The sequence below is a fragment of the Loktanella sp. 3ANDIMAR09 genome (genome assembly GCF_001420005.1).
In the GTDB taxonomy this organism is placed as follows: domain Bacteria; phylum Pseudomonadota; class Alphaproteobacteria; order Rhodobacterales; family Rhodobacteraceae; genus Loktanella.
On the sequence record NZ_LJAK01000003.1, the window covers coordinates 200,664 to 221,035 of the forward strand.

General features: G+C 61.5%; 21 protein-coding genes. 10 read left to right on the top strand and 11 right to left on the bottom strand.

Features of this window, described 5'->3' with window-relative positions; all coding sequences use genetic code 11:
• Positions 1-2: 2 nt before the first annotated feature.
• The 8 genes from AN189_RS06305 to AN189_RS06340 form a co-directional block, all read right to left on the bottom strand.
• Positions 3-404 (bottom strand): hypothetical protein, encoded by a 402-nt coding sequence (locus AN189_RS06305; protein ID WP_056032754.1) that lies wholly within the window; start codon positions 402-404, stop codon positions 3-5.
• Positions 404-1,831 carry a multicopper oxidase family protein gene (locus AN189_RS06310; protein ID WP_056032757.1) on the bottom strand — a complete coding sequence of 476 codons (1,428 nt, stop codon included), beginning with the start codon at positions 1,829-1,831 and terminating at the stop codon, positions 404-406. The genes AN189_RS06305 and AN189_RS06310 overlap by 1 nt, the downstream gene beginning before the upstream one ends.
• Positions 1,832-1,845: 14 nt before the next feature.
• Positions 1,846-2,724 (bottom strand): copper resistance D family protein, encoded by an 879-nt coding sequence (locus AN189_RS06315; RefSeq protein ID WP_056032760.1) that lies wholly within the window; start codon positions 2,722-2,724, stop codon positions 1,846-1,848.
• A 3-nt stretch (positions 2,725-2,727) separates the two neighbouring features.
• On the bottom strand, positions 2,728-3,078 hold the full coding sequence (locus AN189_RS06320; RefSeq protein ID WP_056032763.1) for a copper resistance CopC family protein: 351 nt from the start codon (positions 3,076-3,078) through the stop codon (positions 2,728-2,730).
• 29 nt (positions 3,079-3,107) lie between these two features.
• Positions 3,108-4,589 carry a multicopper oxidase family protein gene (locus tag AN189_RS06325; RefSeq protein ID WP_172794863.1) on the bottom strand — a complete coding sequence of 494 codons (1,482 nt, stop codon included), beginning with the start codon at positions 4,587-4,589 and terminating at the stop codon, positions 3,108-3,110.
• Between the two features lie 14 nt (positions 4,590-4,603).
• Positions 4,604-5,068, bottom strand: coding sequence for a cytochrome c (locus tag AN189_RS06330; RefSeq protein ID WP_056032769.1), 465 nt, complete (start codon positions 5,066-5,068; stop codon positions 4,604-4,606).
• Positions 5,065-5,559, bottom strand: a complete 495-nt coding sequence (locus AN189_RS06335) for a DUF411 domain-containing protein (protein ID WP_056032772.1) — start codon at positions 5,557-5,559, stop codon at positions 5,065-5,067. The genes AN189_RS06330 and AN189_RS06335 overlap by 4 nt, the downstream gene beginning before the upstream one ends.
• A gap of 92 nt (positions 5,560-5,651) precedes the next feature.
• Positions 5,652-5,966, bottom strand: a complete 315-nt coding sequence (locus tag AN189_RS06340) for a hypothetical protein (protein WP_056032775.1) — start codon at positions 5,964-5,966, stop codon at positions 5,652-5,654.
• 20 nt (positions 5,967-5,986) lie between these two features.
• Here AN189_RS06340 and AN189_RS19335 point away from each other — a divergent pair, with 20 nt between their 5' ends.
• From AN189_RS19335 to AN189_RS06365, 5 genes are all read left to right on the top strand, one after another.
• The gene (locus AN189_RS19335; RefSeq protein ID WP_172794864.1) at positions 5,987-6,184 is read left to right on the top strand and encodes a hypothetical protein; all 198 of its coding nucleotides are present in this window, start codon (positions 5,987-5,989) and stop codon (positions 6,182-6,184) included.
• Positions 6,185-7,001: 817 nt separating this feature from the next.
• Complete coding sequence (locus AN189_RS06350; protein WP_056032782.1) at positions 7,002-7,361, top strand: hypothetical protein; 360 nt, start codon at positions 7,002-7,004, stop codon at positions 7,359-7,361.
• Positions 7,362-7,459: 98 nt separating this feature from the next.
• Positions 7,460-9,661, top strand: a complete 2,202-nt coding sequence (locus AN189_RS06355; RefSeq protein WP_056033254.1) for an efflux RND transporter periplasmic adaptor subunit — start codon at positions 7,460-7,462, stop codon at positions 9,659-9,661.
• On the top strand, positions 9,658-12,849 hold the full coding sequence (locus tag AN189_RS06360) for an efflux RND transporter permease subunit (protein ID WP_056032785.1): 3,192 nt from the start codon (positions 9,658-9,660) through the stop codon (positions 12,847-12,849). The genes AN189_RS06355 and AN189_RS06360 overlap by 4 nt, the downstream gene beginning before the upstream one ends.
• 47 nt (positions 12,850-12,896) lie before the next feature.
• Positions 12,897-13,283, top strand: coding sequence for a copper-binding protein (locus tag AN189_RS06365; protein ID WP_172794865.1), 387 nt, complete (start codon positions 12,897-12,899; stop codon positions 13,281-13,283).
• A gap of 180 nt (positions 13,284-13,463) precedes the next feature.
• Here AN189_RS06365 and AN189_RS06370 read toward each other — a convergent pair whose 3' ends face one another.
• Entirely contained in the window at positions 13,464-13,889 is a 426-nt protein-coding gene (locus AN189_RS06370) for a helix-turn-helix domain-containing protein (protein ID WP_056032787.1), read from the bottom strand.
• A gap of 71 nt (positions 13,890-13,960) precedes the next feature.
• Between AN189_RS06370 and AN189_RS06375 the strand changes: the two genes are divergently transcribed.
• Both AN189_RS06375 and AN189_RS06380 read left to right on the top strand, forming a co-directional pair.
• Positions 13,961-14,896 carry a cation diffusion facilitator family transporter gene (locus tag AN189_RS06375; RefSeq protein ID WP_056032790.1) on the top strand — a complete coding sequence of 312 codons (936 nt, stop codon included), beginning with the start codon at positions 13,961-13,963 and terminating at the stop codon, positions 14,894-14,896.
• Positions 14,893-15,486, top strand: a complete 594-nt coding sequence (locus AN189_RS06380; RefSeq protein WP_157057400.1) for an isoprenylcysteine carboxylmethyltransferase family protein — start codon at positions 14,893-14,895, stop codon at positions 15,484-15,486. Before AN189_RS06375 ends, AN189_RS06380 begins: the two co-directional genes overlap by 4 nt.
• Here the strand turns inward: AN189_RS06380 and AN189_RS06385 are convergent.
• On the bottom strand, positions 15,474-15,824 hold the full coding sequence (locus AN189_RS06385; RefSeq protein ID WP_056032792.1) for a helix-turn-helix transcriptional regulator: 351 nt from the start codon (positions 15,822-15,824) through the stop codon (positions 15,474-15,476). The two genes, AN189_RS06380 and AN189_RS06385, sit on opposite strands and share 13 nt — an antisense overlap.
• Before the next feature lie 63 nt (positions 15,825-15,887).
• Between AN189_RS06385 and AN189_RS06390 the strand changes: the two genes are divergently transcribed.
• Complete coding sequence (locus AN189_RS06390) at positions 15,888-16,739, top strand: cation diffusion facilitator family transporter (RefSeq protein ID WP_056032796.1); 852 nt, start codon at positions 15,888-15,890, stop codon at positions 16,737-16,739.
• Between the two features lie 150 nt (positions 16,740-16,889).
• Here the strand turns inward: AN189_RS06390 and AN189_RS06395 are convergent, their stop codons facing one another.
• Positions 16,890-18,401 (bottom strand): type VI secretion protein ImpB, encoded by a 1,512-nt coding sequence (locus tag AN189_RS06395; RefSeq protein ID WP_253279567.1) that lies wholly within the window; start codon positions 18,399-18,401, stop codon positions 16,890-16,892.
• Between the two features lie 14 nt (positions 18,402-18,415).
• Between AN189_RS06395 and AN189_RS06400 the strand changes: the two genes are divergently transcribed.
• Both AN189_RS06400 and AN189_RS06405 read left to right on the top strand, forming a co-directional pair.
• The gene (locus tag AN189_RS06400; protein ID WP_056032802.1) at positions 18,416-18,850 is read left to right on the top strand and encodes a LexA family transcriptional regulator; all 435 of its coding nucleotides are present in this window, start codon (positions 18,416-18,418) and stop codon (positions 18,848-18,850) included.
• Positions 18,847-20,118: a Y-family DNA polymerase gene (locus tag AN189_RS06405; protein ID WP_056032805.1), complete on the top strand. Its 1,272-nt coding sequence runs from the start codon at positions 18,847-18,849 to the stop codon at positions 20,116-20,118. The genes AN189_RS06400 and AN189_RS06405 overlap by 4 nt, the downstream gene beginning before the upstream one ends.
• Positions 20,119-20,372: the final 254 nt, after the last annotated feature.

Sequence of the window (20,372 nt, forward strand, 5' to 3'; positions counted from 1 at the left end):
TTTCAATCGAGCACTTGCCCCCGCCAGAGCATCGCGGCAAGTGCCGCCGCCAAAACCACGTCGATCCCGAGGCAGAACGGTCCCCACCACCCCGGCGCGGGATTGGCAATCACCTGTCCGGCGAACACATCGAATACCCCGTGTCCGAGCAGGGCAGCGGCCAGAATCCATGACGAGATGCGCGCCCCGACGATCGCCAGTGCCGCGAAGCCCGTCGCAAGTCCGGTATGGACGACGATTTCCAGCGTGTCGCCCGACTGAATGGCGAAAACCACATAGAAGGATGCGATAGCCACCATTGTGGTGGCCCAGGTTCCACGCTGGTTCGTCACGTCGCCAATCGCCATGAGTGCAACCGTGGCACCGCCCAGAACAACCCCGGCAAAAAGGGGAAGCCAGAACATCAGGCGACCTCGAACCAGCCCATCATGCCCGCCTTCTGATGCGAGAGCATGTGACAATGCAGCATCCACTGCCCCGGATTGTCCGCGACAAAGGCAATTTCCAGCGTTTCATCCGCGCCGATCAGCACAGTGTCGCGCACATCGCCGGGTGTATTCAGGGCGCCGCTGCGGGCCAGAACCTCGAAATGATGGCCGTGCAGGTGAATGGCGTGCGGAAACACGGAGCGGTTGGTCATTTCCAGATGCACCGTCCGGCCAAGGGCCGCGCGGAACATCGGCGCATCCATGCCGTGCGCTACGCCGTTGAAGGCCCATACCATGCCGTTCGAGGCCAGTTCGCGGAAGTCCATCGTCTCACCGCGATAGACGGCCTCGCTCATTCCCCGCATCGCCCCGCCTTCCATCAGCAGCACCTCGCGCTGCGGGTCGGAGAGGTTTGGGGCCGAAAGGGTGCCCCAGCCAGGCAGCGGCCGCACATCATCCTCAACCGGTGCGAGTGGCTCGCCTGTTGCAACGAAGGCCGCGACATCCACCCATTCCCCGTTGCCGGGATCGAGGAGCAGAGCGGTCGGGGCGTCTGCAGCCAGCGGCATGTCGATCACGACATCCGCACGCTGCGCTGGTCCCAACAGGATTGTTTCAACCGCACGTGGCGGAACCGGATGGCCATCGAGGGCAATCAGATGTGGTGAGAGACCCGGCAAGGCCAACGCCAAAATGCGGGCCGTTGCGGTGTTCATGAGGCGCAACCGCACGCGCTCGCCCGGTTGCATGTGCAGTTCCGGATAGGCGCTGCCGTTGACTGTGACGGTGTTGCACATCCGACCGTCATGTGCGGCTGAATGAAGATCGTCCCACCGGTCCTCGACAATGGCGGCGTCCGCATCGAGCAGCCAATCGTCCAGAACCAGCGTCAACTCACGCGTCGCGGCCCCCTGCTCGCCAAGCCACGGCGCGCGGTCGTCCACGATCAGGGGACCGGCCAGCCCCCGCGCGACCTGTTCGAAGCCACGGTCGTGGGAGTGATACCAGTAGGTGCCAGGATCGGGGGCAACGAAGTCATAGTCAAACGTCCCGCCTGGCGGCACCGCGGCCTGCGTCAAGGGGGCAGCCCCATCCATCGCATTTTCGATGCGGATGCCGTGCCAATGCACGGCTGTCGGCTGCGGTAGATCGTTGACCAGGCGATGCCGGACGCGCTCGCCCGCCGTGATACGGATTTCTGGTCCGGGGATCACGCCTGCGCCCTCCGTTGCATATGCCCAAACCGGCGTGGACGGGTATCCGGCAGGCGCGAGCTGTGCCGTGGACGGTGCAGCGCGCAGGACCGGCAGACTTGTATCGGCCCTTACGGCGCGAGGCAGAAACGCGGTTCCGCCAAAAGCGGCAGCGCCGGTCAGAAATGAGCGTCGTGAGCTTTGTGTCATTCTTGGTTTCCCAGTCACAGGTTCACCGGGGGCGTGGTGATCGAGGTTAACGTAGCTGTCGCCAGCAAGATCAGGGCGACGGCAATAATTTCCATGCGGATTGATCGGCGCAGCCCCCCGGCAGCCGAAGGTTCGCCGGACGCGAGTGCCGGCACGAGCCGGAGTTTATTCTTTGCGGCCAGCCCCAGAAGGCTTGCGACGACAATGAGCTTGGTAATAAGCGTCCAGCCATAGGCCGTCCCGAACAGATCGCTAATCGAGCCGATCATCACCCAGGCAAATATCAGACCAACGACGATGAGCACTGCCACCGTTCCACTGGCAATCGTGCCAAAGCGGTGAAGCAGGGCAGCGCCGCCCGTTGTCGCTGCCGCGCGGTGCAACGGTGCCAGAGCGCCGACCCAGAACGCCCCGGCTACCAGATGCGTGCCTACCAGAGTTGCAAGCAGCCAGTGTGGATCGCCGAGAGAATGACCGACCAGCGTGTAGGAGACAGCCACCAGCAAAGCGCCTAAAAGGCTTACCGTCAGGCCGATGGTCCCTTCGAACAGCACCATGAGGATCAGCAGATTGCCTGCCCACCGACATACCGCCGCTGTGCCGAGGGGGCTGTCCCAGACGAGGCCCAGCATCATGGGATTGACAGCGCCCGCTAATCCCATTCCTGAAATTCGCGCCGATCGAATGCCGAAGCTCAGGGCGAGAACCGCAATGCCGACAAAAGCGGCAACTGCGGCGAGCCGGCGTGCAAGACGCGACACGTCGTCAGAAGCGGACCGGAAGACCGCGACGAAGACCGGCCCGCCCATGGCAACGAGCGCCGCCGCATACCCAGCCGCTTTCGCTACTATCGCCAGCAGCGCCCAGCCGTCGACCGGTGCCAACCCGTCCACCGATCAGTCCGCGACCATAAAACCGAAACCGCCCTGCATCGGGTGCCCGTCTTTCGACAGCCCGCGCCAGTCTACGGTGTAGGCGCCTTCGGGCATGGTTTCGGGCGGGATCGCGCGAAACTCCGTCACCGGGTCGAGGCCGGTTTCACGGGTGATGTCCACGTTGCCATCCGGCCCGGTGAGGCTGATCATGGTGATGCGCATCGGATCGTCGAAGCGCAACTCAATCACTTCGACCGTCTCCACCGTCGTCTCGTGCGCCGGTGTCGTGTCCTCAGCCTTTGAGTGGGCCAGCACGCTTGTCGCCGACACGGATGCAAACAATGTGGTGAAGGCATATTTTTTAAGTGTCATGAAAAGGTTCTTTCGTTTGGTTCGAGTGATCAGGCGGTCAGGAACTGTCCCATCATGCCGGCATCCTCGTGCTCAAGGATGTGGCAATGAAACATGAAAGGCACGTCGCCTGTGGTCGGTGCCTCGATGGCGACCAGCAGATCGCGGGTGCCATCGATAGCGACAACGTCCTTCCAACCGGTCTCCTCGGGGCGTTGGGGGTCGGGGATCAGGAACTTTACGCCGTGGGCATGGAACGGATGTGCCATGTCTTCGGCCGTTATCGTCCAGCGCTCGACCGTTCCGATCCGCGCGGTAAAGGAAATCCGGTCCGGATCGTAGGGTTCGTCGTTGATCGCCATTGTGGGGCCGCGCCCCATCATGCCGCGCACGTGCTGCATCGGCCCCATGTTTTCCTGCAGAACGAAAGACCGTTCGGCGACCGGTGCCGACAGCGGTTCGAGATCTGCGGTCAATCGTTCGGGGACGCGACCCGTCGCCGGTGCATCGGGATCGGCGGTGAGCGTCAGCAACGTATGCTGCACGCCGTCGTTTCCCATCATGCCCATCATCATGCCGCCCATCAGCGACGCAGTCACCGAGATCGGCGCGCTGCCGCCGTCGCTCATATCGACGACCACCTCGATCCGTTCGCCTGGCGCGATCGTCGCCTCGTCGATCTCGATGGGTCGCGGAAGAAGGCCCTGATCCACGCCGATCAGTGTTGCCGGTCGCGGAAATGAAATCCGGTGCTGAGCCGAAGTCGACGCGTTGATGAAGCGCAGCCGCACCGGGCCCTCGGGCGTCCGTGCGGCCGGCGCGAACTGACCGTTCACGAGGACGGCGTCGCCCAGATAACCGTGCATGATCGTCATCATGTCGGGTTGGTATACGGCCCGACCGTCCTCATCGAACCGCTTGTCCTGAAGGATCAGAACGAAATCGTCCAATCCGGGCGTCGATGGAAGTCCCAGCGCGTCGCTGTCGTCGTCATCGACGATCAGCGCCCCGGCAAGGCCCGCCCATTGGTCCGGCGCGGTCCGTCCGTGAACGTGCGTGTGATACCAAAGCGTTGCGGCGGGTTGCGCAACCGGCAGTGTCGCGCGCCAGCTGGCGTCGGGGGCGATCACCGACTGCGGCGCGCCGCCATCCGCGTTGGAGGGCACGTTCAGCCCGTGCCAATGCGTGGAAACGGGGCCACCCGTGCCGTTGGTGACCATCGCATCCACGGTTTTTCCACGTCGCACCCTGACGGTCGGTCCCAGATAGGATCCTTCAAAGCCCATCGTCGGTGTGAGCGCTCCGCTGCCGAAGCGGGTTTCGCCCGACATGGCCCGCAGGCGAAGGGTCCCGCCACGTGCGTCGATTTCCGGCAAGTGACGGAAAGGTTCACCCGCCTGCAACGTGCCCGCAGCGGATGTGTGCGAGCCCTCCATCGTTTCCCCGGACATACCGCCATCCATCATTCCCTGCGCCCGTGCACGGTGCACGAATGCCGGCGCTGCCAGGACAAGCCCTGCGCCGAGGAGCATATTTCGTTTCGTGATCATTTTGATGAGTCCCGTTCGCTGTGTGCCGCGCGAATGCCCGCGGGCCATGTCGATTTGATGTAGCTGAGAACGGCGAAGATTTCGGCGTCCGTTAGAATACCCTCGTAAATGGGCATGTCGGATTCGTAGTCAGGATCGCCGATCAGCGCGCCTGTCCCGTATTTCGTGAGCCGAAACAGCGTGTCGCTGTCGTGGTGCCAGGTGTGTCCGGTCTCGTCATGCGGCGGCGCGGGCAGTCTCCCGTCCGCACCGGGCGAGCGCCAGTTCGGCTGACCTTCGAGGTCAGCACCGTGGCAGGACGCGCAGTTGTCTGCGTAAACGTCCTGCCCAACGGCCACCACGTCGGGGTCCAGATCATCCAGTTCGGTCCCGGCCGGTGCGGACGTGCCCCAGCCAAAGGCAAGGACAGCAGCGCCCGCAAGAACCGCTGTCCCGACGCCCAGCACGGCGATCCGGTTCATAGACCGGCCCGGTAAAAGACGTCGCCTTGGCCCGCATCGCCGCCGAACGCCATCACGTCATATCGGGCCGCGGGATCGTTCCCCATGCCGGGGGACCCGCCGGGCATTCCTGGCACGGCGATCCCGGTGATATCCGGGCGCTGTTCCAGCAGCTTGGCAAGGGCTGCAAACGGCACGTGGCCCTCGACCACGTAGCCGTCGATCATTGCGGTATGGCAGGCCCACATCGGGCCGGGCACGGCGTTGTCCACTTTGACGCTGGCCACATCGGCAGTATCCGTGACCGCGATGTCGTAGCCCTCTTCGCGGGCCAGAGCGACCCAGGCGCCGCAGCAGCCGCAGGTCGGACTTTTCGTGACGTCCATCGTGCCGTGGTCCATCATGCCGCCATGACTGTCGGCGTGGGCCAACCCGACCGCGCCAAAGGTGGCAAAGCTCATCGTGATAACAGCGGCTGGAACGAAGGTGAGAAGTGTCTTGATCGGTTTCATGTCATGTCCTCTCGACAGAAAATCGCGCGGGCAAAGCCCGTTCAGATGTGATTGCAGATTTGAAAACCGCGCCCCGAGAGACGCGGCGCACATCACACCGCGCGCGGAGGGTCGAGCGGACCGGAAGGCGCGATCCCCGTCAGACGCAGGCTTGCGGTGACAAAGACATCCCCGCAGGTCGCGGGAGCGGTATCCTGCAAGCCCGCGACGGGCAGCAGTGCGGGAAGGGCATGGCAGGTCTGGCTGCGCTCCGCGCTGTCCGAACAACAGACCGGTTGATCGTCCGCTATTTCGTTCACCGTCGCGTGGCGATGCTCAGTCGCAGCCGAGTGGCCCGCGTCCATCGCCCCGGAGACCGAAGCGGACAACGCAAGCATTACGACAAGGAGAAGCCGGATCAAACCCATGCACGATACCTACATGGGGTATGCTTGAATTTGCAAGTGGCAAACTGAGTTGCATCCTGTCGCGGGACTCAATGTGTGTGCGCACCGTCCCCGAGGGCAATCATCAGGCGATGTTCAAGGTGGTGGTCTTGGCCCGCCATCAGATCGAGAAAGCCCAGCCTGTTGATGCGGAAGACGACGTCGGAATCATCGCCCGTTACCGTAGAATCCATCCGTAATTGATGGGCTCGGCCACCACTGTCCCACGGGCGTCCTTCGCACGCTATGCGGCGTGTGCGACGGGCATTCAGCGACGTGTTTCCAGCGTCTCTGCATTACCGGTCACGAACGCGGGCAGCCCCTCGGGCAAAGTTGTCTCTGTCACGACAGTGTCTGCTACCAGTCCATCCATTTCGACCGGATGAGCACGAAAACTGCCAAATCGACGCGAGCCCAGTCCGTTGCCGGGTCATTTTCCATCACGTGCACGGTTTCGGAAAGAGCCTCAAAAGCGCCTGGCCCCGGCTCTGTCAACATTGCGTCCCTTAACGGGCGATCGTGATCATGCGCCGCGTGGGTCATCCGTTCGCCATCAACGGAATGCATCGTTTGAACCAATAAAAGGGGCCGAACCGCGGAAGACAGCGATGGCGAAAATGAAAACGATAACTTTCAGACGCATCTGCAAACCTTGCTTCAAGTCGGGTGCTGCCCATACGGGCATATCCAGAAGGCTGTATGAATTGCATCATGTCTATTCGAACGAACCTACTCTATGAAAACACACCCTCTCTCGTAAAACCGTTTGTCCAGAAGCGAGCCACTGTCCTTCGTGTGCAGCGCAAGATCGCTCAAGTGCAAATTAACGGACCGTGGTCGTGATCCGCGGCGTCGGGGCAATGCCTGCGTCCGGCACAATATCCTTGCCCAGCATAGCGACGCCCCTTTTTTTGAGTCGTCGCGAAGAAGCCTGGGTTTGCATCGTGATGGCATTTGAAACAACATCTGTTGATTTTGTGACTTGCAGTTTTTCGCCGCCGCAGTCATCTCAAAGGCATGTCGTTGTCACTGCTATCACGCGCGTTCGCGATCCTGCGGCACTTTACGGTGCTGTTTGCCGTCGTGAGCCTGCTTGCTCCGCAAGCTGTCCATGCTGGAATGAGCATGGACGCTGAGGAGGTCGTGGCCGACACGATTGCGGACGGACACCATGCAAGCGTCGGAGAGGCAACGACGATGGACCATGGCACGAGCGATGCCTGCGCGGGCATGATCTGCTTTTACGCTATGCCTCTCACTATGTTGCAAGGCGAAGCGCATCCTATCGTAATCCTTGTCGAAAACGTGCTGCCCCAGAATGTAGCACCTGTCGGCATCGACCCTGCGACGCTGCGCAAACCCCCCAAACACGCCTGATCAGAAACTTGGGTTTGTGCTGTCCCGTTGGGCAGCGCCACCTCTGAAATAGATCTTGATCACCGGTCCGAACTTATGGGCCGCGAAGGGGCATGACGATGAGCGGACGCTACGCAGCACTTAGCATTCTGGCACTTGCGGCTGGACTGGCCGGCGGTCTTTCGGCCGAACGATTTTACTTCAACCGCGATGATGCCACGGACGACACAGGGCCAGAGATCCTGTATTGGGTCGCACCGATGGACGCGAATTTTCGCATGGACACCCCCGGCAAATCGCCCATGGGCATGGACCTGATCCCGGTTTACGCAGGCGACGCACCCGCGGCGGACCCGTCAACAGTCACCTTATCCCCGGCGGAAATCAACGCCATCGGCGTGCGCACGGCCGTTGCCACCGCGCAGGACATTTCGCAGACCATCCAGACTGTCGGCTATGTCGGCTATGACGAGCACCTGACCAGCCATGTTCACACCCGCGTCGAAGGTTGGATCGAGGACCTCGAGGTGCGTGCGATCGGTGATCTTGTGGAAGCGGGAAATTTGCTGTTCTCGATGTTCTCTCCTGAAATTGGATCAGCCAGCGCGGACCACATTCGCGCCCTTGAGGACGGGAATAGCCGTATCGTCGAAATTTCGCGCAACCGCCTGCGCAGCGTTGGCATGTCCGACCGCCAGATCGAAGAGATCGAGTCCACCCGCGAAGTTGCCCGCAACCTGGCGGTCTATGCCCCGCAAGACGGCGTCGTCATCGGGATCGAGGCAGCGGATGGCATGTTTCTGCAACCCAATACGCGTGCGGTTTCTCTGACCGACCTCGCGACCGTCTGGCTGGTCGTCGATGTGTTCGAGCGTGATATCGACCGCCTGACCGACGATATGACTGCCGCAATCCGGTTCGACCATATGAATGGGCGCGTCTTCGAAGGCCGCGTCGACTACATTTATCCAGAGCTCGACGCCAAGACGCGAACACTGCCCGTGCGACTGGTCGTGGACAACGCCGAAGGATTGTTGAAGCCCAACATGTTTGCCTCTGTCGCGCTGTCACCCGACGCCTCGCGCCTTGCACTGACCGTCCCGACAGAGTCGATTATCCGCACGGGCAGCGCGGAGCGTGTTATCTTGAAAACCGGCGAAGGCACCTTTGCACCACGCCTGGTCACCACCGGCCTGCGCGACGATTTCGACGAAGGCGGCCGCACGGAAATCGTGCAGGGACTGGCGGCCGGCGACGAAGTCGTGGCCTCTGCTCAGTTCCTGATCGACAGCGAAAGTGCCCTCAGTGCGGGCTTAATGCGTATGGCACCGACGGACGCGGCGCCCGCAAAGGGTGCTGGAACTCTGATGGCCTTCGATCCGGACACCAGAATGGCGACGATCAAACACGCAGCGCTCGATGTAATCGGCTGGCCAGCGATGACGACTGACTTTCCGGTTCGCGCCGACGTAGATGTGGATCGGATGACAAACGGACAGGACGTGGCTTTTCAGATCGCTCGGGGCGCTGGCGGACTGCTGTATCTCTCCGATCTGGGTCGCGACGACGGCATCGCCGCGACCGGGACGGGCGTGGTCGAAGCCGTCACCGCCGACGGCAAGTTAACGATGAACCACGACCCGATCCCCGACTTGGGCTGGCCCGCGATGGTGATGGACATGCCCGTGATGGGCATAGATCCGGCCGGCGTCACGGTCGGCACGCCCGTAAAATTTGATCTGGCAAAAGATGGGGATACCTATCTGATCGTCGACGTCCGCCCTGCGGATGGTTCGATGGAAATGGCCATGGCAGAAACCCCGGCAGCCTCGCCAGACCCAGAGTCCGCCGCAGCGATAACAGTTACGGGCACGATCGACGCCGTCGATGTCGCCGCCCGACGCGCCACCATCACCCATGGCAATATCACCGAAACCGGCATGCCCGGTATGACGATGGATTTCGATCTAACTGACGCTGTTGACCCCGCAACCTTGCCTATCGGCGTGGAGACCACCCTGACATTCGACCGTCCCGATGGTTTGACGATGGTGCTGGCGCAAGTCGAAGCACCGGAACCTCCAATGGAAGTGTCCGGCACGATCAACGCCATAGACCCCGATACAGGCATGGCCAACATCACCCACGGTCCGATGGTAGCCATTGGGATGCCTGGCATGACAATGGACTTTGACGTGGCATCGACGCTGGCGGCGGTGGATCTGCCGACAGGGCAGGACGTGACGCTTCTGATGGCGCGCAACGCGGATTTCAGTCTGACGTTGGTCGGAATCGCCAATGACCGGCAGGTCGGCCAATGATCCCCGCCATCATCCGCGCGTCGATCGCGAACCGGTTTCTGGTGCTTGCGATCTCCGTGATGATCGCCATCGCGGGCGTCTGGGCCGTGCGCGCGACCCCCGTCGACGCAATCCCCGACCTGTCCGATGTGCAGGTCATCATCAAGACGCCCTATGCGGGCCAAGCCCCGCAGGTGGTCGAGGATCAGGTAACTTATCCAATCACCACGGCAATGCTGGCGGTGCCGGGTGCCACGGATGTGCGCGGATTTTCGTTCTTTGGCGACAGCTACGTCTACGTCGTGTTCGAGGATGGCACGGACCTTTACTGGGCGCGGACCCGCGTGCTGGAGTATCTTGGTCAGATCACGTCGAACCTGCCCGAAGGGGTGTCGCCGGAACTGGGGCCGGACGCGACGGGCGTTGGCTGGATCTACCAATATGCGCTGATCGACCGGACCGGGAATCACGATCTGGCCGAGTTGCGCACGCTTCAGGACTGGTTCCTGAAATACGAACTTCAGACCGTCGATGGCGTATCAGAGGTCGCGACCATCGGCGGTATGGTCAAGCAGTATCAGGTCGTCATCGACCCTAACAAGCTGCGCGCCTACGACCTGACGCTGGCGCAAGTGCGCGATGCCATCCAGGGCGCGAACCGCGAAACCGGCGGCAGCGTGATCGAAATGGGCGAGGCGGAATATATGGTCCGCTCGACCGGATACGTGGACGAGTTATCCGATCTGGCCAGTGCGCCGCTTATCGTCAATGCACGCGGTGCGGCCGTCACGCTGGGTGACGTGGCCGACATCCGGCTGGGGCCGGAACTGCGGCGCGGTGTGGGTGAATTCGACGGTCAGGGCGACGCCGTCGGCGGTGTCGTGATCCTGCGCTGGGGGGGCAACGCGCTGTCCACGATCAAGGCCGTCGAGGCGCGGATCGAGGAGCTGCGCCCCAACCTGCCCGAGGGCGTCGAGATTGTCACGACCTACAACCGCGCCGGTGTGATCGAACGCGCCATCGAAAACCTGTCCGACAAGCTGCTGGAAGAGTTTATCGTCGTTGTTCTGGTTTGTGCGGCCTTCCTTTTGCACATCCGGTCATCGCTGGTGATCGTGCTCTCATTGCCATTGGGTATTTTCGCCGCCGTCATCATCATGAAGCTGCAGGGGGTGAACGCCAATATCATGTCCCTTGGTGGCATCGCCATCGCCATCGGCGCAATGGTCGATGCCGCCATCGTCATGATCGAGGCGATGCACAGGCGCATTGAAAAAGAGCCCCTGACGCCGCAGAACAGGTGGCGGATCGTCACCGAATGCTGCGAGGAAGTCGGCCCGGCCCTGTTCTTTTCGCTGGCTATCATCGCGGTCAGTTTCCTGCCCGTGTTCGTGCTGGAAAGCCAGGAAGGCCGCCTGTTCAAGCCGCTTGCGTTCACAAAGACCTACGCCATGGCCGCCGCGTCGATCCTGTCGATCACATTGGTCCCTGTGCTGATGGGCTACTTCGTGCGTGGCCGGATCCTACCGGAACACAAGAACCCGCTGAACCGCTTTGTCATCTGGATCTACCGACCTTTTCTGGATGCCGCAGTTGCTTGGCCCTATGCGACGACATTGCTGGCCGTAGCGCTGGTAGGGTCAATGGCGTGGCCCCTGCAGCGTATCGGCACAGAGTTTATGCCCGAACTGAATGAGGGTGATTTCCTTTACATGCCGTCGCTTTATCCCGGCGTATCCATCGGCAAAGCGCGCGAGGTGCTGCAACAGACCGACCGACTGATCGCCACAGTGCCCGAAGTGCTGACCGTCCACGGCAAGCTGGGCCGCGCCGACAGCGCCACCGACCCTGCGCCCCTGACGATGATCGAGACTACTGTCCAATTGCGGCCAGAGGCAGAATGGCGCGATGGTATGACGATGGACGGCATCCGCGCCGAACTGGACCGCGCCGTGCAGATCCCCGGTGTCACCAACGTTTGGATACAACCGATCAAGAACCGCATCGACATGCTGGCGACCGGCATAAAAACCCCCGTCGGCGTCAAAATATCTGGCGCTGACCTGACCGTGATCGAAACCATCGGCATCGCGGTGGAACAGGCTGTCGCTGGGATCGACGGCACAGCCTCTGCCTATGCCGAGCGCCCCGTTGGTGGTCGCTTTATCGAAATCAACGTCGATCGCGATGCGGCCGCCCGATACATGATGAGCGTCCGGGATGTGCAGGATGTCGTGCAGACCGCGATCGGCGGCATGCAGGTGTCAGAAAGCGTCGAAGGACTTGAACGCTTTCCGATCAACCTGCGCTATCCACAGGAATGGCGCGACAGCCCCGAACGTCTGCGCGATCTGCCGGTCGTCACGCCGTCAGGTGCCCATATCCCGTTGGGATCGATTGCAGAGGTCGACATCGTCGACGGTCCCGGCATGATCCGTTCCGAAAACGCGCGGCGCACCGGGTTCGTCTTTATCGATATCGCAGGGCGCGACTTGGGCGGCTACGTGAACGAGGCGCGCGATCTTGTCGCCCGCACCGTCGATCTGCCGTCGGGGTATTCCATCGCCTGGTCGGGACAATACGAATACATCGAACGGATGCAGGACCGGCTGACGCTCGTAGCGCCGGCAACGCTGCTGATCATCACGCTCATGCTGTTCATGGCCTTCAGCCGCGTGACGGAAGTGGCCATCATCCTTGCCGCTTTGCCAGTGGCCTTGGCGGGTGGGGTCTGGCTGATCTGGTATCTCAGCTTCGACATCTCCGTCGCGGTGTTGGTCGGATTTATCGCTCTGGCCGGGGTCGCTGTAGAGACCGCCATCGTCATGCTGCTTTACCTCAATCTCGCGTGGGACAAGCGCAGGAACCTGGCCGCAACCCAGCAGCGTGATTTGACGCCGATGGATGTCGAACAGGTCGTGTTCGAAGGCGCGCTGCTGCGCGTTCGGCCCAAGGTGATGACCGTGGCCACGATCTTCGCCGGGCTCATCCCGATCATGTATGGCCATGGCACCGGCTCAGAGATCATGCAGCGCATCGCCGCCCCGATGGTCGGCGGTATGGCGACCGCGACCCTGCTGACCCTGCTGGTCATTCCCGCAGTCTTTGTGATCTGGAAACGCTTTGCGTTGAACCGGGTCAATGCCGAACGACGGACCGCAGCGCATGACGCGTCCGCTGTCCCACCCCAAGCGGTGCCGGGCGAATGACCGCCCAGTTCCGTAACCCAAACCCCAACCCCAAGAAGGAAACGACGATGAAAAAGACACTGATTTTGGCCACAGGACTGACCCTGAGCGCAGGCATGGCCTTTGCTCAGACCACCGAGACAACCGGCATGGATCACGGCACGATGTCGATGGACCACGGCGAGATGGACCACGGCGACATGGCAATGGACGAGGCGATGCTTGAGGGCGCTGTTCACGTGAAAGCAGTCGTCAATTCGTTCGGCGAAGGAACTGTCAACGTCAGCCACGAGCCAATCCCCGAGATTGGCTGGCCCGCAATGACGATGGACATGACCTTGGTAGAGAACGCCGAAGTCATGGACGAGATCGCGGATGGTCAGGCTGTAACGATGATGCTGATCAAGGGCGAAGACGGTATGTATAGCGTTGCCGCACTCGTGCCGGAGATGTGAACAAGTAATCGGGGCTTGGAGTATCCAGGCCCCGATCCGCTATCCCCCAAAAGCACCTTTTCCTCAACTCGATTTCAGAACGCCGAGAACGAAATTTGCCGGCGGTCCCAGAGATCTTGAGCTTTCCCATCTCTGCAGGGAAAATGCCGTTTAGCGAGCTGACAAACTCAAAGTGGGACCCTACACGCTATGCGCGCCGATGCAGTGTCGGTGATCGCCGAGAACCTGGATCACGCGGCAATCACCGGCGTGGCCCGGATCGTCCGCATCGGCCATCCGCGCCAGTTCGGTGCGCAGTTGTGTCAGGATGGCAAGCCGTCGATCCACGGCCATCAGTTGCTTGCGCGCGATCTGATTGGCGGGTGCGCAGTCCTGTGACGGTGCTGCGGCAAGCGCCATCAGGTCGGCGATATCATCGAGGCCAAAGCCAAGTTCCCGCGCGTGACGCAGGAAGGCCAGCCGTTCAAGCGCGGCGGCGTCGTAGCGCCGCTGCCCGCCGCCAGTGCGCGCGGGCGGCGGGATCAACCCCCGGCTTTCGTAGTAGCGGATCGTTGTCACCTTTACACCGGTCCGGCGCGACATCTGTCCGATTGAATATTCTTTCATGCCACCCCTTGAACCTACAGTCGCTGTAGATCGTATCTAATCTGCAATGACACGAATCGAAAGGCGCCGTCATGGCCAACGGTCACCACCACCACATCGATCCAGAAGCGGGCGACCGCCGGCTCATCGCCGCCATTGCGGTCAACATGGGTCTGACGGTCGCGCAAATCGTCGGCGGCATCTTGTCCGGCTCGCTGGCGCTGATCGCGGATGCGCTGCACAATTTTTCCGACGCGATATCGCTCATCATCGCGTTCGGCGCGCGCAAGATCGCGCGGCGGCCAAGGGACGCGGACATGACGTTCGGCTACGGTCGGGTCGAGGTTGTCGCAGCACTCATCAACTACACGACGCTGATCGTAATCGGCCTTTACCTACTTTACGAGGCCGCGATGCGCTTTGCCGACCCGCAGCCGGTTGAGGGCTGGCTGATCGTCATCATTGCGGGCATCGCGCTGGTCGTGGACGCAGCGACGGCGGCGCTGACCTACGCCATGTCTAAATCCAGCGTGAACATCCGCGCCGCTTTCCTGCACAACGTGGCCGACGCGCTCGGCTCCGTCGCGGTCATCGTCGCGGGGACACTGATCCTGCTCTACGACTGGCGGCTGATCGACCCGCTCGTGACGGTGCTGATTGCGGGCTACATCCTGTGGCAATCGTTCCGGGAGATCGGCCCGGTGATCCGTATCCTGATGCTCGGCTCGCCGCCGGAGATCGAAATGGACGCGGTTCTCGAAACCGTGCGCGGGATCGACGGCGTAACGGACATTCACCACGCGCATTTCTGGCAGATGGATGAACACAGCGCCGCATTGGACGCGCATATCGTCATTGCCGAGGGTCGCTGGAGTGATGCCGATGCCGTCAAGGACCAGATCAAAGCGGCACTGGCTGAACGGTTCGATATCACGCACACGACGCTGGAATTGGAATGCGCGCGTCACGCCTGCGACAACCCGTCCGAGTTCGGCGGGCGCGGACATGGCGAGGAGCGATACGGATGAGCGACTTCGCTTCCACCGCGCTAATCGTCGCGCTCGTCTGCGAAGTCGCTCTGATCGTGATGCTGATCTGGTCGATCCTTTTCCCAAAGCGTCGTCTCTGGCCCCCCCAACGGGTGAACTGGCTCAGCCAACTCATGGTCTGGCTACCCACCCTCGCGGTTTTCGGAGCTGGCATTGCCGTGGGCCTCGCCGAATGGAATGCTCTGGATTGGCCGCTCTGGCTTCGTTGGGGCGCGGGCCTGCCCCTGATCCTGGCGGGCAACGCCGTTGTCTGGCCTGCGGCTTTGGGCATCGGCCTCGATGCAACCAGTGGCGCGGCGGCCGAGCTAAAGACCGATGGCTTCTACCTCTGGTCGCGAAACCCGCAATACGTGGCAGACATGGGCATTCTGGTTGGATGGGCGATCTTGTCGGCCTCTCCCGCAGCATGGATCATCGCGATAGGCGGTGTGATTGCCTTTGCGCTCGCTGCGTTCGCCGAAGAGCCGTGGCTGGAAGAGATCTATGGCGCGCCCTACCGCACGTATCGGAAACGGAGGCCGAGGTTTTTCGGGTTTCCCAGCCGACAGGACCCTGACTACTCGGTGTAGCGCTCGCAGTTGTCGATACCGGTAGCGGTCGAGGCAAGAAGCTGATCCGCATCACGGATCAGCCCAGCGACCCGCCTGTCCGCCAGACTATATCTAACGAACCGGCCCTCGCTGCGGCGACTGACCAGCCCGCATTCCAGCAGGCAGCGCAGATGGTTCGAGACGTTGGGCTGCCCCAGCCCGGTATAACCGACGATTTCCTGCACGCTGCTTTCACCTGATATCAATGCGTCCAGGATTGCTAAACGACTGGGATCGCCGAGACCCCGGAAGAGCTTTGCCCGCAGTTCCAAGGGATCGGGTGCCGAAAGATCGTCTTGAATATTTTGCGCTGTCATATCATTATCCACTGATACGTTAGAGGCGATCTCTTTCGCCCGCCACCTCGAATAGGATCGCACATGAGCCAGCCCGACAACAGCACATTGCCGACAGCATCCTCGCCCATCCGGATGCGGGTGCAGGGCATGGATTGCGCTAAGGATGCGGCCGAGATCGAGCGCGCGGCCCGGTCGGCGGGCGTGGCGACCGGCGATGTGAAAGTGTCTGCCGCGACCCATATCATCACGTTGCAGATCGCAGCGGAAGACTTGCCGAAAGTGCAGCCCGCGCTCGACGCGACTGGCTATGGGTTCGAGAAGATGGAGGACGGCGATACATCGTCCGATCCAGCCTACAAGGACCCACTTTATCGCCGCGCCCTTTGGATCGTGGTCGCGCTGAACCTCGGGTATGGCGTCGTCGAGATGTTCGGCGGCTTTTTGTCCGGGTCACAGGCGCTAAAGGCGGACGCGCTCGACTTTCTGGGTGACGGCGCGATCACGTTCTTGGGCCTTCTCGCCATCGGTTGGAGCCTGACGTGGCGGGCGCGGTCCGCGATGATCCAAGGAGTGTTTCTGGGGCTTCTGGGCCTTGGCGTCGTCGGCAGCACTTTTTGGCGCGTTCTCAATCAGACGACGCCCGAAGCCGGGTTGATGGGAGCCTTCGCTGTGGGGGCGTTGATCGTGAACATACTCGCGGTCCTGCCGTTGCTGAAGCACCGCAACGGCGATGCCAATATGCGGGCGGTCTGGTTGTTCTCGCGCAACGACGCCATCGGCAACCTTGCCGTGGTAATCGCCGCCGGGCTGGTCGCGTGGCTTGGCAGTGCCTGGCCTGATCTTATTGTCGCGTTCGCCATTGCAGGGCTGTTTCTGCATTCATCTTGGATGATTATTCGGGATGCCCGAAGTGACTTGGTGGAAGCTGACTAACTCCATCAAGGCGTGACGCGGTCGGACGGAAGCCGACATTCGTGCGCACCGCAGCATCGGTGAGTCTGGGCTCGTTCCAGACCTTCGCCGCGCGTTGTCTGAAAGTCTGCTGAGGTCCGGCAGCAATGTAGACCTTACGCCATGCCGCAATCAGAACGAAGCAAAGTGCGTGTCCTGATCGGCCACGGGCCTCCCGCTGAAATCTGCATCGTCCGGAATCCGACCGAACGCGATTTTGGCGCCAACGTAACCGCCCGGGATTTCGGTTTGCGGTCCGATGGAGAGGGCCTGGGGGCCCAGCTTGGCACGCAAGCCGTCCATCATATCGCTGACTTGTTCCCACCTTTTCCGGTCCGCGGTATGGCACGTGCCACCTGAATCGCTGGGCGACTCCGCAAACAGATCTGACATCACCTCGTTTTTGCCGATCAGGCCGTGGATCATCACGCTGACTGACCGCGGCTGAAACGGCATCCTGCGCTCTGCCTCTGACAGACCACCGGCAAGTGCGACCAAGAACGTATGGTCATCACGGGCGGGCAGGAACGATGTCTCCCAGTCCCAGCGCTGACCGGCGGACCGCTTGTTTGACGCCGTCCTTGCGCCCCCTTTAAAGCTCAGCGTCAGTCGCGTTGCGCGCACGTCAGCCCGACGCACCCGGCGACCAGCGCTTTCCGTCAGCATCCGGGCGCAGATCTTGACCTTCTCCGGATTGCGCCAGTCCCGCGGCAGGATGCGACTATGCCCGAACATGCTCTTTTGTGTCGGAGGACGCTCCAAATGATACCCATGCAGCCCGTTCCAGAATCTCTCGCCTTCGACGTTACCCCAGATCGCGCGCGCCTGTTTCGGTGCCAATGCCCAAAGACCGTCAAAGTCGCGCACATGTGCTGCGTCCAGCCGTGCGCGCATGCCTTTGGAGATACCGGGCAGATCTCCAAGGTCAACGCATGAGAGGGCTTGCGGCAAGTCGCACGCATGGATCAGCTTAAAACCATCCGGCTTGTGCATCTCCGCCGCGATCTTGGCCAGCAATTCCGTCGGTGCCATTCCGATCGAGCAGGTCAGCACCTCGCTGAACGCTGACGCGAGCGCGGTCTTCAGTTGTCGCGCCAGATCCTCGGCGCGGTTGCCTTCTGATGGCAGTAGGTTGCAGACGACCTCGTCGATCGATCTGACGTGCGCAACTGGCACGACCGTCTCGATGACGTCGAGGATACGCTTGTGCAGGCGAACATAAACATCGTGCCGGGCCACGACGAAGATCATATCTGGGATGATCTCTCGCGCTTTCGCGATGGTCGCACCGGACTTTACGCCGAGGGCCTTGGCCTGACGGCTGACCGCGATGCATCCGGTATGCGGTGAATCCAAGGGGACTACGCCCAGCGGGCGGTCGCGAAGGTCGGGATTGAAGTGCTGTTCGGCAGAGGCAAAGAAGCTGTCGAAATCAAGATACAGCCGCTCGATGCCACGCGCCTGACCGCGCGGGTCGTGTTTCATCCCGTTGCTCCGGAAGTGGGTGGTCATCATAGCCTCTGCGTCATTTTGAACAAGCTCACGATCTACTGAGGGGTCCGGCAAAGATTCCGAGACGGTCGGCCGCGGCTCGGTTGACAGGTCCGACACCGGTAGCAGATATGTAGAACAGAAGTAGAACATGCAAGGATTCGCAGATGCCAGTCTTCCAAATCGACGCCCCCGTTCTGGCGGAGGGTCACGTCATTCCATTGCCGCTCCTTCGGGCCAGCGCAGGGTTTCCGTCGCCTGCGGGAGACGATCTCGAAGACGAGATCGACCCCATCGCTTGGGTCGTGCGCCATCCGGCATCAACGTTCTGGTGGCGTGTTGAGGGCGACTGTCTGTGGGATGTCGGCATACGTGACGGTGACATCATCGCAGTGGACCGCGCTGGCAAACGCCGCCTTGGACGAGCCGTTCTGGCCGTAGTCGAGGGGGCTGTTACGGCAAAGATCCTGCGCAAACGAGAAGGTAAGTATTTTCTGGCACCGGCCAACAGTCGTGAGCCATTTCCGGAAATCGAGCTGTCGGAAGATAGCGAGATCTGGGGCGTCATCGCCGGGATCGTGCGGCGGTATGATCTGGCGTGACACGGCGCATCGCGATCAGCGACAGCGCGAACTTCTATGTGAGCGCCGAGCGGATCTTTGACCCCACCTTGAAGAACGTTCCGGTCATCGTGCTGTCAAACAACGACGGCTGTGCGGTGGCCCGCAGCGACGAGGCCAAGGCACTTGGTATCAAGATGGGCGAACCGCTGCACCTTATCCGGGACAAGGTTGAAGCGCATGGGATCCGCGTGTTCTCGTCGAACTATACGCTTTATGGCGACATCAGCCGCCGGGTGGTCGAGGTCTACGAGGATTACACGCCAAACGTCGAGATCTACTCCATCGATGAATGCTTTCTGGACTTCGCTGGATTCCGGGATCGCACCGCGCATGCACGCGCGCTGCGCCGCGATGTGCTGCGGCGTGTGGGTGTTCCGGTGCGGATCGGCATTGCCCCGACGAAAACGCTGGCAAAGTGCGCTAATGACATCGCGAAGAAGAATCCGATCTTTGCGGGCGTGTTGGACATAATGGACCCGACGCTGGCGGATTGGCTGCTGCCCATGGTGCCGGTCGGTGACATCTGGGGCATCGGCCGCAAGACCGAAGCCAAGCTCCGCGGTATCGGGTTCAATACCGCTGGCGATCTTCGCGACATGCCGCTGCGCCAGGCGCGGGCGCTGGGAACCGTCGTGCTGGAGCGGACGGTTCTCGAACTGCAAGGCGAGGCCTGCATCGCATTCGACAAGGTCGAACCGCAACGCAAGGGCATGGCCGTTACCCGGTCGGCCGGCACACCTATGACTGACTTCGACACGCTGTTCCAAGCCATCACGGCCCACGCAACGCGCGCGGCCGAAAAGCTTCGACAGCATGGTCTGGTCGCGGGCACCCTGACGGTGTTCTACCACACCAACCGGCACCGGCCTGACCGTCCACAGTATGCCGGATCGCGGTCGACGCGGCTGACGCCGATGTCGTCGGACACGTTTGACCTCGTGGCCGCAGCCAAGCGCTGTGCGCTCGCGGCCTGGCCGAAGATCGACACCCAGAGGTTCGGATTTACGAAAGCCGGGATCATGCTGGATGACCTTCTGCCATTCGAGGACCGGCCGCGCACGCTGTTCGACAGCGTCAAACCGACGTCCCCGGCACTCATGTCAGCGTTGGACGATGTGAACGGGCGGTTCGGAAAAAAGACGATGGTGCTCGCCAGCGAAGGCATGAAGAGGTCATGGCAGTTGCGCGCAGATCATCGCAGCCCGCGCTATACGACGCGACTGACGGATCTGCCGGTGGTGAGGTAAGGCGATGGAGATGCGAACCTTCTTTGCACTACGTCCGAAAGTTCCCAGTGCGGGACTTTTCCGCCGTTCGCGGCAACCGCTGAAAAACTGACCTGGAGGCGATAGCATTGACAGCAAGGGCGGAAAGAAGCCATTGGCTGCATGTGCGAAAAACACGGCTAACAGTGTCAAAGCGGTCATCGAACGACAAGTTTTCTTACACCAAAAAATGTCCGGTGCGGGCGTTTCATTGAGTTTTCTGCAAATGAAAGACC